The organism is Pseudomonas ceruminis, from assembly GCF_021602025.1.
In the GTDB taxonomy this organism is placed as follows: Bacteria; Pseudomonadota; Gammaproteobacteria; order Pseudomonadales; family Pseudomonadaceae; genus Aquipseudomonas; species Aquipseudomonas ceruminis.
This window is the reverse complement of record NZ_BQHW01000006.1, coordinates 281664-295332: the sequence shown is the minus strand read 5'-3', so window position 1 is coordinate 295332 and position 13669 is coordinate 281664. Positions and strand designations below refer to the sequence as shown.

The following is a 13669-nucleotide window of genomic DNA, read 5'->3' as shown; positions in this document are numbered from 1 at the left end:
AACACGGAGAACCGGTCGAAAAAGCTCTCCGTACATGATTTTTCGGTCACTTTTCGTCCAATGACGCTGTAGGTGCCTGGAAAATTGCAACTTGCCGCGGCTGCACGACAAGTTGATCGGAGCATCCATAAGTCTCGTCAAATAGCGACTTGACGTTGACTAGAAAGTCGTGAGGCAAAGTTTGCTGACAGAGAGGACATGCATTATCGGAGTGGCTTAGGAAAGGTAATGCTTTTTCAACCCAATCTGAATTTCCCAGTTTCTGGATAAGGTCTGAAAGGTAAGAGTCACCGGAGGGTGTAATGACCTTAGCCAAGATAGGATCATTTTCGAGTATTGCGCCCGCGAAACTTATCTCAGGCAAGTTGGGAATTGGCTGCGCGTCCGAAGAGCTTAGCGCCTCGGCAGCTTCGGCTAGTTCTTTCTCCGTCCGGACTGGGCTTGTAGGGAGTGGGGTTTTTTCTAGCTGGTCTTTAAAGGCTTCCTTCTGCCTCGGGCCACGAAAACAAGCAGCAAGAGCGCCCTTTTCAACTCCCAACCTTATCTCCCAAAGAGCGTCCCTGTAAGCAGTAGTTGCTTTAGTATGTAGCTCGTCGACTTCAAAACGCTTCGAAGTTATGCGCTCGATTTCCTTACCTGCCGATTCTACGCTTTGCTGCAGTTCCGCAATCTTTTCTTTCGCGTCAATATTTCCTTCGTTCAGGGTGAAAATTCCAGGATGGTTATCATGGCTAAAATTCCGCTCAATGAACTTCTGGTTATACACAAAGACTTGATCCTGCTTAATCACTGGATCAACTTGACACGTCCGATATCGATTACCTGCTAGATCCTGCAAATAATCGCCAACAGTCGATTTTCCAGAGCCATTGAGACCATATACGAGGTTAATGCGTTTTAATGGCCCGAGAATGACGGGCTTGTCTTTGGGGTAGCTGGTGACGTCCTTTAATGAAATTGTGTTTATCATTTGAGCATTCCATTGACCGGCATGTGTTAATTTTTATTGGCAGATAAAGCTCGCTATACGGCGAAAACTATAGCAGCGTAATGGCGATTTCATAGCCCCATCCTACCGTAGCGGTGCAGGCGGGTCGGGGCAGGTTAATCAGCTCACTGTACGCGGCTCGCAGGTGCTTTCGGCTGCTCCGGCAACATCCGGGCTTTGCTCGACTGGTGAGTGAAGGATGGATCGGTGAGTGATGACGGCAGGGGCTGGGTTTGCGGGGGCTGGGGAGGGGCGCCCGGTTACACACTTACACACTTGTAAGGGGCTTCTGTCCTATAAAGGTTCGATTCCCTCTACCCGCTCCAGCCTTGCTTCTCTCAAGCACCCTTCCAGCGGCACTGCAAACACTCTTCATCCGGTGGGCAGATTGCCCTTGATGATGCGCCCCTCCTGCACGATATCCTCAAGACGGTTACGATCTTGGCCCATGGCCATCCCCCGCGTGTTCCGCTTGAATGCGCGGCGGACGAATCCACTTGCAAGCAAAACGGCTTAGGCGCATATGCTTTCTGGATTCGCGAAACATTTCGAAAGGACTGCGCATGTTTCTCTCACGCTGGCTACCGGGCCTCGCCAATCTGCTGCATTACCGCCGCGAGTGGTTCCACGCCGACCTACAAGCCGGCCTTTCGGTGGCAGCCATCCAGATCCCCATTGCCATCGCCTATGCGCAGATCGTCGGCCTGCCCCCGCAGTACGGCCTCTACGCCTGTGTCCTACCAATGATCGTCTATGCCCTGATCGGCAGCTCACGCCAGTTGATGGTCGGCCCTGACGCTGCCACCTGCGCGATGATCGCCGGTGCCGTGGCGCCGCTGGCCCTGGGCGACCCACAACGCATTGCCGAGCTGTCTGTGATCGTCACCGTGCTGGTCGGGGTAATGCTGATTGCAGCCGGACTGGCCCGCGCCGGGTTCATCGCCAGCTTCTTCTCGCGGCCTATCCTGATCGGCTACCTCAACGGGATCGGCCTGAGCCTGATCGCCGGGCAGTTGTCCAAGGTGGTGGGCTTCAAGATCGAGGGCGATGGTTTCATCCTCAGCCTGATCAACTTCCTGCAGCGCCTGAACGAGGTCCACTGGCTGACGCTGGCCATCGGCCTTGCCGGGCTGGCCTTGCTCATCGGCTTGCCACGGCGCTACCCGCGCCTGCCGGCGGCGCTGGTTACGGTAGCGGTGTTCACCGTGCTGGTTGGCCTGTTCGGCCTTGACCGGTTTGGCGTGGCCATCCTCGGCCCGGTGCCGGCCGGCATGCCGCAACTGGCATGGCCACAAAGCAACCTGGCCGAAACCAAGAGCCTGTTGCGCGATGCGCTGGGTATCGCCACAGTCAGCTTCTGCAGCGCCATGCTCACCGCCCGCAGCTTCGCCGCCCGGCACGGCTATGCGATCAATGCCAACCATGAGTTCGTCGCCCTGGGCGTAAGTAACCTGGCAGCCGGAATATCCCAAGGGTTCGCCATCAGCGGCGCCGACTCGCGCACCGCCGTCAACGACATGGTTGGCGGTAAGAGCCAACTGGTCGGCATCATCGCCGCCCTGGTGATTGCCCTGATCCTGCTGTTTTTCACCGCGCCGATGGCCTGGATCCCGCAGGCGGCGCTGGGAGCCGTGCTGCTGATGGCCGGGTGGGGGCTGATCGATGTCAGGTCGCTGGGGGTCATCCGGCGCCTCAGCCGCTTCGAATTCTGGCTGTGCCTGCTGACCACCGTCGGCGTACTGGGCCTGGGCGTCCTGCCGGGTATCGTGTTTGCCGTGACCCTGGCCATCCTGCGCTTGCTGTACACCATCTACCAGCCAACCGACGCAGTGCTGGGCTGGTTGCCCGGCACAGAGGGCCAGGTGGACATCCGCAAGCACAAGGAGGCTCGCACGGTGCCCGGGCTGGTGGTGTACCGCTTCGACGACGCGATCCTGTTCTTCAACGCAGACTACTTCAAGATGCGCCTGCTCGAGGCCGTGCAAAGCCAGGCCAACCCCCAAGCCGTGCTGTTCGATGCCGAAGCCGTCAGCAGCATCGATGTCAGTGGCATCGCCGCCCTGCGCGAGGTCCGCGACACCCTCGCCGCGCAAGGTATCTTCTTTGCCATCGCCCGTGCCCGTGGCACGTTTCTGCGCATGCTGGTGCGCTCGGGCATAGCGCGGGAGATGGAGGACAAGCTGCTGTTTGGCTCGGTGCGGGCGGGAATACGGGCGTACCGGGTGTGGCGCAACAGGCGCCAGGGTCAGGGCGACACTGTGCCCCACGCAGCCCCCTGACGTTCTTCGGCGGCTTTCGGCCGGTCAGCGCCAAGAGGGCCGCCAAGGGCCAGCGCAAGCAAAACGAGGCCGCTCGCCTGAACCCCGCCCTCGCACACCTTGCATGGCGTGCTAAAGTCGCCCCCGTTTCCCGCCCCACCGAATGGACCCAGCATGCCCGCACTCCACGCCCACCTCGCCACCTGGCCGGAACTCGCCCAACACCATCCCTGCGATGCCCTGCTGCTGGGCAACGGCGCCAGCCGCGCGCTGTGGAAACCGTTCGGCTATTTCTCGCTGTTCGAGCAAGCCCAGCGCGCCGGGCGCAAGAAAGGCCTGGCGATCAGCGACCAGGCCTTGTTCAAGTCGCTGGGCACAGAGCTGTTCGAGCCGGTGTTGAGCATCCTCAACCATACCGTGCGCGCCAACGCCGCCCTGGCGATCAACGCCACCGCGCCGCTGAACCGCTATTACTCGATCAAGGAAGCGCTGATCCACGCCGTGCGCACCGTGCACCTGCCCTGGCCGCTGATGCCGGCGGCCACCCTGGCGTCGATCAACCAGGCGCTGCGCGCCTATCGTAGCGTCTACACCAGCAACTACGACCTGATCCTGCCCTGGGCCGTGCAGCACGCCCCCCAAGGCTTCGCCGCGCTGTTCGACGAACAGGGTTTCTTCGATGTTCGCCGCACCCGCAGCCAAGGCACGCGGGTACTGCACCTGCACGGCGGCCTGCACCTGCTCAAACTGCCGGACGGCACTACCCGCCAGCGCAGCGCCGAAAGCGCCGAACTGCTCGACGGCTTTGCCGTGAACATTCCGGGGGAAGTGCCGTTGTTCGTCAACGAAGACCGCAGCGACGAGAAACTGCGGGCCATACGCCATTCGGACTACCTGGCCTGGTGTTTGGCCCAGCTGGCCCAGGAACGTCAGGGGCTATGCCTGTTCGGGCAGCACCTGGACAGCAGTGACCAGCATGTGCTCGAAGCTATTCGCCAGGCGCAACCGGCGCATCTTTCCATTGCCATCCGGCCACTGGGCGAGGCGTCGGTGCTGAATCAGAAGCGGCATTTCAATGAACGCTTCGGGGATTTGCCAGGGACTGCGCTGCATTTCTTCGATGCGAGTACCCACCCGTTGGGGCTGGCGGAGCTGGCGATTGAGGTACCCGTAACTCGCAGCTGAGACGGGCCGTGCTGCGAGCGTTCAATAGGCAGCAGTTACGCGGGGATCAACCCATCCGCGCGTAGCAACGTCTCCAGGCAATGTTCCTGTACCCCGTAGAACGCCTTCAGCTGCGCAATCTTCTCCAGCAGTGCTTGCGCCTCTACCGGCTGCTTGCGCTTGACCGCGAGAATCATCTTGTTCTTGTTAGTGTGTTCCAACGAGATGAACTCGAACACCTTGGTCTCGTAGCCACAGGCCTCCAGGTACAATGCCCGCAAGCTGTCGGTGAGCATTTCCGCCTGCTGCCCCAGGTGCAAGCCATACTGCAGCATCGGCTGCAGCAGCCCTGGGCTGTGCAGTTGCGGGCGGATCTGTTTGTGGCAGCACGGTGAGCACATGATGATCGCGGCATTGCAACGGATGCCGGTATGGATGGCGTAGTCGGTAGCGATGTCGCAGGCATGCAGGGCGATCATCACCTCGATGGCCTCGGGCACCACGCTGCGCACATCCCCGCACTGGAACACCAGGCCAGGGTGATCGAGCCGCGCAGCTGCGGCGTTGCAGAGGTCGACCATGTCCTGGCGCAATTCCACACCGGTCACCTGCGCTTCGCGCCCCAACGTGTTGCGCAAGTAGTCGTGCATGGCGAACGTCAAGTAGCCCTTGCCCGAGCCGAAATCGGCCACCCGCAACGCCTGTTCGGCCGGCACCGGCGCATTGGCCAGGGCGTGGCCGAACACCTCGATGAATTTGTTGATCTGCTTCCACTTGCGCGACATCGCCGGGATCAGCGCGCCCTGCGCATCGGTGACACCAAGGTCACGAAGAAACGGTCGGGACAGTTCCAGATAACGCTTCTTCTCTCGGTCGTGGCCGGTACTGGCAACAGCGTCGCGAGGCGCCTGCGCACCGTGGCGCTGGAGCATCGGCTTGCCTTTCTTGCTGAAAGTCAGTTGCACCTCACCGTCCGCGTCGAACAAGTGGGCATTGCGAAAGCCGTCCGGCAGCAACTCGGCGACCAGCGCCTGCGCCTGGTCCAGCGGCAGGTTGCGGGTGATGTCGCGGGTTTGGTGGCGGTACACCAGTGACAGGTGCACCAGCCCTTTGACCTGTACCGGCTTGGCGATGATGCGCTGCAGGGTCTGGTCACTGCCGACGTGGCGTGCCAGCACCAGCTTGACCAGGGTATTGCCGTGCAGGGCGGCATTGAGCAGGTCAAGAAACTGGGTGCGCGCATCCGGCGCGGTGGAAGCGGAAGTACTGGCGGACATGAAAAGAAGGTGCCTCGGATAGCGGGGAGCGCACAGCGCAATGCCTCGTATTCTACAGCCCGGTGCCTGCTTGTGGGAGCGCACTCAGTCCAGAATCACCAGGCGATTGGGCAGCTCGTTACGCGCATGGGTACGTGGCAGTTGCTCGCAAAGCCGTTCCCCGCATGCCTCGATGCACTCGACAAAGCCCTCCAAGGTACGGCCCTGACGCACCTGCTCGGCAAAGCGGGCGACCATTTGAGCACGCGCCTGGGCATCGAGGTGGCGGTCGATGCCCTGGTCTACCAGGATTTCCACATGCCGCTCTGCTTCGGCAACAAAGATCAGCACGCCGGTTGCTCCCACGGTGCGCTGCAGGTTCTGTGCGCTGAACTGCTCACGGGCAAGGCTCGATGCCCGCCAGCGGCGCAAGGCATCAGGTATGAGCCAAGCGGCCAGGCGCGGGTTGCGCAGCAGCAGGCACAAACCAATGAACAGCAATGCGTTGGCCACCAGCACCCCGCGCATACCGGGCCAGCCAAGCGACAGTTGCAACAGTCCCGGCACAGCCAGCGCCAGCACGGCGGCCCAGAACAGCGGCAGGTAGGCATAGTCGTCGGCACGTCTGGCCAGCACGGTCACCAGTTGTGCATCGGTGCACCGCTCGACCCGGGCAATGGCCTCGGCAATCAGGCGCTGCTCGTATTCGTTGAAGGGGGTCATGCCTTGGGTCTCTGGGTCGTTCTTATAGTTGTTGTCCCGGCATTCGGGTGTTCCTCTGCGAGCGACATATTCAGGCATAATCCGCCGCAGGAACAAATGCTCGCGAATCGTACAACAATAGCCGCCTGAAAACTTCGGCCGCGCACGTATCCGCGTGGATACGGCACAGGCCTCGACAACGGAATTGAAGATGAAACTGTCTTTGCTGGGCCTGGCCTTGGGCCTTGCCAGTCAGGTGGCGTTCGCCGCCCCCACCGCCCCGTCCCTGCAAGACAAGCAGGCCTTCATCGAGCATCTGATCAGCCAGATGACCGAGGCCGAAAAGATTGGCCAACTGCGCCTTATCAGCATCAGCCCAGAGATGCCGCGCGAGAAGATCCGCGAAGAAATCGCCGCCGGGCACATCGGCGGCACCTTCAACTCACGCACCGCCCCCGAGAACCGGCCGATGCAGGACGCCGCCATGCGCAGCCGCCTGAAGATACCGATGTTCTTCGCCTTCGACACCATCCACGGTGAACGCACCATCTTCCCGATCGGCCTCGGCCTGGCTGCCACATGGGACATGGACGCCATCGCCAAGGTCGGCCGCACCTCGGCCATCGAGGCCTCTGCCGACGCGCTGGACATGACCTTCGCCCCGATGGTCGACATCGCACGCGACCCACGCTGGGGACGCACCAGCGAGGGCTTCGGCGAGGACACCTACCTGACCTCGAAGATCGGCCAGGCAATGGTCCGCTCGTTCCAGGGCAGCAGCCCGGCCAACCCCGACAGCATCATGGCCATCGTCAAGCACTTCGCCCTGTATGGCGCAGTGGAAGGGGGCCGCGACTACAACACGGTCGATATGAGCCTGCCGAAGATGTACAACGACTACCTGCCGCCCTACCGTGCCGCGCTCGACGCCGGTGCCGGCGGGGTGATGGTTGCGCTCAACTCGATCAACGGCGTGCCGGCCACCTCCAACACCTGGCTGATGAATGACCTGCTGCGCAAGGAGTGGGGCTTCAAGGGCGTGACCATCAGCGACCACGGCGCCATCCAGGAACTGATTCGCCATGGCGTCGCGCGCGACGGACGCGAGGCAGCCAAGCTGGCGATCAAGGCCGGGATCGACATGAGCATGAACGACACCCTGTATGGCCAGGAGCTGCCAGGGTTGCTCAAATCCGGCGAAGTGAGCCAGGGCGAGCTGGACCAGGCCGTGCGTGAGGTGCTCGGCGCCAAATACGACATGGGCCTGTTCAAGGACCCGTACGTGCGCATCGGCAAAGCCGAAACCGACCTCAAGGAGTACTATGGCGAAGACCGCCTGCACCGCGACGCCGCCCGCGACGTGGCACGCCGCAGCCTGGTGCTGCTGGAAAACCGCACGCAAACCTTGCCCCTGAAAAAAGCCGGCACCATCGCCCTGGTAGGCCCATTGGCCGATGCGCCGATCGACATGATGGGCAGCTGGGCCGCCGACGGCAAGCCGGTGCACTCGGTTACCGTGCGCGAAGGCCTACGCCGGGCTGTAGAGGGCAAGGCCAAGCTGGTGTACGCCAAAGGCTCCAATGTCACTGGCGACAAGGCAATCCTCGATTACCTGAACTTCCTCAACTTCGATGCCCCGGAAATCGTCGATGACCCGCGACCGGCCGCCGTGCTGATCGATGAAGCGGTCAAGGCAGCCCAGCAGTCCGACGTGGTGGTGGCCGTGGTCGGCGAATCGCGCGGCATGTCCCACGAGTCGTCGAGCCGCACCACGCTGGAAATCCCGGCCAGCCAGCGCGAACTGATCAAGGCGCTCAAGGCCACCGGTAAGCCGCTGGTGTTGGTGCTGATGAACGGCCGCCCGTTGTCGATCGCCTGGGAGCGCGAGCAAGCCGATGCCATCCTCGAAACCTGGTTCGCCGGTACCGAAGGCGGTAACGCCATCGCCGACGTGCTGTTCGGCGACTACAACCCGTCCGGCAAGCTGGCCATCACCTTCCCGCGCTCCGTCGGGCAGATTCCGATGTACTACAACCACACGCGCATCGGCCGGCCGTTTACCCCAGGCAAGCCAGGCAACTACACCTCGCAGTACTTCGAAGAGCCCAATGGCCCGCTGTATCCGTTTGGCTACGGTTTGAGCTACAGCCACTTCGAGCTGTCGGGCCTGAGCCTTTCCAGCAAAGACCTCAAGCGCGGTGCCACCCTGGACGCCAAGGTCACTGTGAAGAACACCGGCAAGCGTGATGGCGAGACCGTCGTCCAGCTGTACCTGCAGGACGTTTCGGCCTCCATGAGCCGCCCGGTCAAGGAGCTGAAGAACTTCCAGAAGCTGATGCTCAAGGCCGGTGAATCGCGCACCCTGAGCTTCCGTATCAGCGAGGAGGACTTGAAGTTCTACAACGGCCAGCTGCAGCGAGTGGCGGAGCCCGGGGAGTTCGAGGTCCAGGTCGGGCTGGATTCCGAGGCCGTGCAGCAACAGCGTTTCGAACTGCTGTAAGGGTGTGCAGGCAGTGCCGACCCTATTGCCGGCAAGTCGGCGATAGGGTCATCAATGAAACCCCATCATCGGACTCGCCCCATGCTCTTATCCTTTCGCGCCCTGCGTCTGGGGCTGATCATCCTGCTGATTGTGGTGGGCACTGCGCTCAGCGCCGGCTGGGCCATGCACCAGGCCAAGCGTCAGGCCATGGAAGAAGATGCCCGCCGCGCCAGCCAGCAGTTGGGGTTGTACGCCACGTCGCTGCATACCCTGATCGAACGCTATCGAGCCTTGCCCGCGGTACTGGCGCTGGACCCGGAACTGATCGCCGCCCTGCGAGGGCCAATCAGTGAACCAGAGCAGGATGCGCTCAACCGCAAGCTGGAACGCATCAACGGCGCCGCCAACTCCTCCACCCTGGAACTGCTGGACCGGACTGGGCTGGCCGTAGCGGCCAGCAACTGGCGCCTACCTACCACCTATGTCGGCTCCAACTATGGCTTTCGTCCCTACTTCAAACAGACCCGCAGCCAGGGCACGGGCCGCTTCTATGCAGTTGGCGTGACCAGCGGGGTGCCGGGGTACTTCCTGTCCAGCGCGGTTACCGACGAACAGGGGCGCTTCCTTGGCGCCATGGTGGTCAAACTGGAGTTTCCCCAACTGGAACGCGAGTGGCGCCAGGGCAACGATATCCTGCTGGTCAGCGATGCCCGCGGCATCACCTTCATCGCCAACCAGGACGGCTGGCGTTACCGCGAGCTGCAACCGCTCAGCGGCGCGGACCGAGCCGAACTGGCCGCAACCCGCCAGTATGACAAGCAGCCGCTGGTACCGCTCAAGCATGAGGTGCTGACCCGTTTCGCCAACAGCAGCCACCTGAGCCGTGTGCTAGGGCCCGATGGGCCTGCCGAGTACTTGTGGGAAAGCCTGCCCCTGGACAGTGAAGACTGGACCCTGCACCTGCTGCGCAAGCCACAAGTGCTGGCTGACGGCCGCAACGCCGCGCTCGGGGCCGCTGCCGTGTGGCTGAGCCTGGTTTTCGCCGCACTGTTCGTCAGCCAGCGCCTGCGCCTGGCACGCCTGCGCCAGCGTAGCCGCGAGGAGCTCAAGCGCCAGGTCGAGGAGCGCACCCAAGAGCTGCGCACTGCCCAGGAGGGGCTGGTGCAATCGGCCAAGCTGGCCGCGCTCGGGCAGATGTCGGCAGCCATGGCCCACGAGATCAACCAACCGCTTACCACCCAGCGCATGCAACTGGAAACCTTGCGCCTGCTGCTTGACCACGGTCGCTACGACGAAGCGCGCCAAGCCTTGGAACCCCTGGAGCACATGCTGACGCGCATGGCCGCCCTCACCAGCCACCTCAAGACGTTTGCCCGCAACAGCCCGGTCGGTTTGCGCGAACGCCTCGACCTGGCGACCGTCGTCGATCAGGCCCTGCATCTGCTGGAAACACGCATCCGCGGCGAAGGCGTCGAAGTGGCCCTGTACCTGGCGCGTCCGGCCTGGGTGCGGGGCGATGCAATCCGCCTCGAACAAGTGCTGATCAACCTGTTGCGCAACGCCCTGGACGCCATGACCGACAAGCGCTACAAACGCCTTGAAATCCGCATCGAGCCCGAGCACGAGCTGTGGCGCCTGAGCGTCCTTGACTCCGGCGGCGGTATTGCCGACGCCGACCTGGCCAAGGTATTCGACCCCTTCTTCACCACCAAGCCGGTCGGTGAAGGGCTTGGCCTGGGTCTGGCTATTTCCTATGGCATCATCCACGAGGCCGGCGGCCAGTTGCATGCCGAAAACCTGCCGGGCGGTGCGCGCCTGAGCCTTACCCTGCCCCGCGACCTGGAGCCTGTATGTTGAATTCAGTGATCGTCGTCGATGATGAAGCAAGCATCCGCAGCGCCGTTGAACAATGGCTGAGCCTGTCCGGTTTCAGCGTGCAGTTGTTCGCCTGCGCCGAGGACTGCCTGGCCCACTTGCCACGGCACTTTGCAGGGGTGGTCATCAGCGATGTACGCATGCCTGGCATGGGTGGCCTGCAACTGCTCGAACGCCTGCAGGCTGATGACCCGGACCTGCCGGTGATCCTGCTGACCGGCCATGGCGATGTGCCGATGGCCGTGGAAGCCATGCGCAATGGCGCCTATGACTTCCTTGAAAAACCCTTCACACCGCAGCACCTGCTCGGCAGCCTGCGCCGCGCCCTGGAAAAACGCCAGCTGGTGCTGGAAAACCGCCGCCTGCACGAGCAGGCCGATCTCAAGTCGCGCCTGGAAGCCACGTTGCTGGGCATGTCCCAAGGCCTGCAGCAACTACGCCGGCAGGTGCTGGACCTGGCCAGCCTGCCGGTCAATGTACTGATCCGCGGTGAAACCGGCAGCGGCAAGGAACGCGTGGCGCGATGCCTGCATGACTTCGGCCCGCGTGCGAGCAAACCCTTCGTCGCACTCAACTGTGCTGCCATCCCGGAATCACTGTTCGAGGCGGAACTGTTCGGCCACGAGAGTGGCGCCTTCACCGGGGCCCAGGGCAAACGCATTGGCAAGCTGGAGTATGCCAACGGCGGTACGGTGTTCCTCGACGAAATCGAAAGCATGCCCCTTGCCCAACAAGCCAAGCTGCTGCGGGTCATTCAGGAGCAGAAACTGGAGCGGTTGGGCGCCAACCAGAGTATCAGCGTTGACCTGCGCATCATTGCCGCGACCAAGCCCGACCTGCTCGAAGAAGCGCGCGCCGGGCGCTTTCGCGAAGACCTTGCGTACCGCCTGAACGTTGCCGAACTGCGCCTGGCCCCCCTGCGCGAACGGCGCGAGGACATCCCGCTACTGTTCGAGCATTTCGCCCATGCGACGGCCGAGAAGCTTGGCCGCGCGACCACTCCGTTGTCAGGTGCGCAACTGGCGCAGTTGCTGTCACATGATTGGCCGGGCAACGTGCGGGAACTGGCCAATGCTGCGGAACGCCATGCCTTGGGGCTGGGTTCGCCAAACCTTGAGGGCTCACCCGGTGCCCAGTCACTGGGCGAGCAGATGGAAGCTTTCGAGGCGCAATGCCTGCGGGCCGCGCTGCGTTTGCACAGGGGAGAGATCAAAGGCGTCATGGAAACATTACAGCTGCCACGGCGGACGCTGAACGAAAAGATGCAACGGCACGGGCTGATACGCGAAGACTTCATCACACGGGAGTGAGCGGATATCCGCCTACCAACCCCCTTGAATGAGCAAGAATCCGCCTATTTCTACATTCACTGGCAGGCGCGGCTGATCATCTAGCGTTAAACACCGGATCCCGCCGATCAGGACGCTGCCCAGCTACAGCGCGGCCTCCAGGGGTAGCGCTTTGCGTCTTGGGGCAACCAGTGCCCCCAAATGAATCGCCACGCACCCATTTGGCACACCTTCTGCAATTGCCAGGGCAAGCTGCGCCCTGGCGCGCTCCACAAAAACAACGAGAAGGTATCCCTGATGGATAACGCCACCTCCCTGCCCGCCGGGGCGGCCACCGCGCCCGCCGCGGAAAAAACCACCGCCAGCCGCCTCAAGTCGATCTTCAGTGGCTCGATCGGCAACATGGTCGAATGGTACGACTGGTACGTCTACGCCGCATTCTCGCTGTACTTCGCCAAGGCCTTCTTCCCGGCCGGCGACTCCACTGCCCAATTGCTCAACACCGCCGCAATCTTCGCCGTGGGCTTCCTCATGCGCCCGATCGGTGGCTGGCTGATGGGCCTGTACGCCGACCGCAAAGGCCGCAAGGCCGCACTGATGGCCTCGGTACTGTTGATGTGCGCCGGTTCCCTGGTCATCGCCCTGACCCCGGGCTATGAAACCATCGGCGTTGCCGCACCCGTGCTGCTGGTCATCGCGCGCCTGATGCAAGGCCTTTCGGTGGGCGGCGAGTACGGCACCTCGGCCACCTACCTCAGCGAGATGGCCAGCAAGGACCGTCGCGGTTTCTTCTCCAGCTTCCAGTACGTCACCCTGATCTCCGGCCAGCTCATCGCCCTGGCAGTGCTGATCATCCTGCAGCAGACGCTGACCACCGAGCAGCTGTATGCCTGGGGCTGGCGCGTACCGTTCGTGATCGGCGCGCTGTGCGCGGTGGTTGCCCTGTACCTGCGCCGCGGCATGGAAGAGACCGCTTCCTTCACCAAGAAGGAAAAGGCCAAGGAAAGCCTGATGCGCACCCTGATGCGCCACCCCAAGGAACTGATGACCGTCGTCGGCCTGACCATGGGCGGCACCTTGGCGTTCTATACCTACACCACCTACATGCAGAAGTACCTGGTCAACACGGTAGGCATGAGCATCAGCGACTCGACCACCATCTCGGCGGCCACGCTGTTCCTGTTCATGTGCCTGCAACCGATCATCGGCGGCCTCTCTGACAAGATCGGCCGCCGGCCGATCCTGATCGCCTTCGGCGTGCTGGGTACCCTGTTTACCGTGCCGATCCTCACCACCCTGCACACCATCCAGACCTGGTGGGGCGCGTTCTTCCTGATCATGGCAGCGCTGATCATCGTCAGCGGTTACACCTCGATCAACGCCGTGGTGAAAGCCGAACTGTTCCCCACCGAAATCCGCGCCCTGGGTGTAGGCCTGCCCTACGCACTGACCGTTTCGATCTTCGGTGGCACCGCCGAGTACGTGGCGCTGTGGTTCAAGAGCGCTGGCATGGAGAGCGGTTTCTACTGGTACGTCACGGCGTGCATCGCCTGCTCGTTGCTGGTTTACGCCACCATGAAAGACACCAAGCAGCATTCGCGGATCACCACTGACTGACAGTGATCCAGCCCCTTGAAAAAGCGCCCCGAACTAGG

Annotated in this window: 9 protein-coding genes; 6 read left to right on the top strand and 3 right to left on the bottom strand. The window is 62.3% G+C overall.

Features of this window, described 5'->3' with window-relative positions; translation table 11 throughout:
* Positions 1-46: 46 nt before the first annotated feature.
* Complete coding sequence (locus tag L6D80_RS10420; protein ID WP_182387312.1) at positions 47-970, bottom strand: AAA family ATPase; 924 nt, start codon at positions 968-970, stop codon at positions 47-49.
* Positions 971-1551: 581 nt separating this feature from the next.
* On the opposite strand from L6D80_RS10420, the gene L6D80_RS10415 reads away from it, so the two are divergent.
* Together L6D80_RS10415 and L6D80_RS10410 are read left to right on the top strand one after the other, a co-directional pair.
* Positions 1552-3267 carry a SulP family inorganic anion transporter gene (locus L6D80_RS10415; protein WP_176514787.1) on the top strand — a complete coding sequence of 572 codons (1716 nt, stop codon included), beginning with the start codon at positions 1552-1554 and terminating at the stop codon, positions 3265-3267.
* A 153-nt stretch (positions 3268-3420) separates the two neighbouring features.
* Positions 3421-4431 (top strand): DUF4917 family protein, encoded by a 1011-nt coding sequence (locus L6D80_RS10410; RefSeq protein WP_176514789.1) that lies wholly within the window; start codon positions 3421-3423, stop codon positions 4429-4431.
* A gap of 35 nt (positions 4432-4466) precedes the next feature.
* Here L6D80_RS10410 and L6D80_RS10405 read toward each other — a convergent pair whose 3' ends face one another.
* Positions 4467-5687: a class I SAM-dependent methyltransferase gene (locus L6D80_RS10405; RefSeq protein WP_176514791.1), complete on the bottom strand. Its 1221-nt coding sequence runs from the start codon at positions 5685-5687 to the stop codon at positions 4467-4469.
* 84 nt (positions 5688-5771) lie between these two features.
* Entirely contained in the window at positions 5772-6389 is a 618-nt protein-coding gene (locus tag L6D80_RS10400) for a TPM domain-containing protein (RefSeq protein WP_176514793.1), read from the bottom strand.
* Positions 6390-6579: 190 nt separating this feature from the next.
* On the opposite strand from L6D80_RS10400, the gene bglX reads away from it, so the two are divergent.
* From bglX to L6D80_RS10380, 4 genes are all read left to right on the top strand, one after another.
* The gene (gene bglX / locus L6D80_RS10395) at positions 6580-8868 is read left to right on the top strand and encodes a beta-glucosidase BglX (RefSeq protein ID WP_054899362.1); all 2289 of its coding nucleotides are present in this window, start codon (positions 6580-6582) and stop codon (positions 8866-8868) included.
* Positions 8869-8949: 81 nt separating this feature from the next.
* Entirely contained in the window at positions 8950-10707 is a 1758-nt protein-coding gene (locus tag L6D80_RS10390) for an ATP-binding protein (protein ID WP_054899361.1), read from the top strand.
* Positions 10701-12035 (top strand): sigma-54-dependent transcriptional regulator, encoded by a 1335-nt coding sequence (locus tag L6D80_RS10385; RefSeq protein ID WP_176514794.1) that lies wholly within the window; start codon positions 10701-10703, stop codon positions 12033-12035. Before L6D80_RS10390 ends, L6D80_RS10385 begins: the two co-directional genes overlap by 7 nt.
* 276 nt (positions 12036-12311) lie before the next feature.
* Positions 12312-13631 carry an MFS transporter gene (locus L6D80_RS10380; RefSeq protein ID WP_054899514.1) on the top strand — a complete coding sequence of 440 codons (1320 nt, stop codon included), beginning with the start codon at positions 12312-12314 and terminating at the stop codon, positions 13629-13631.
* Positions 13632-13669: the final 38 nt, after the last annotated feature.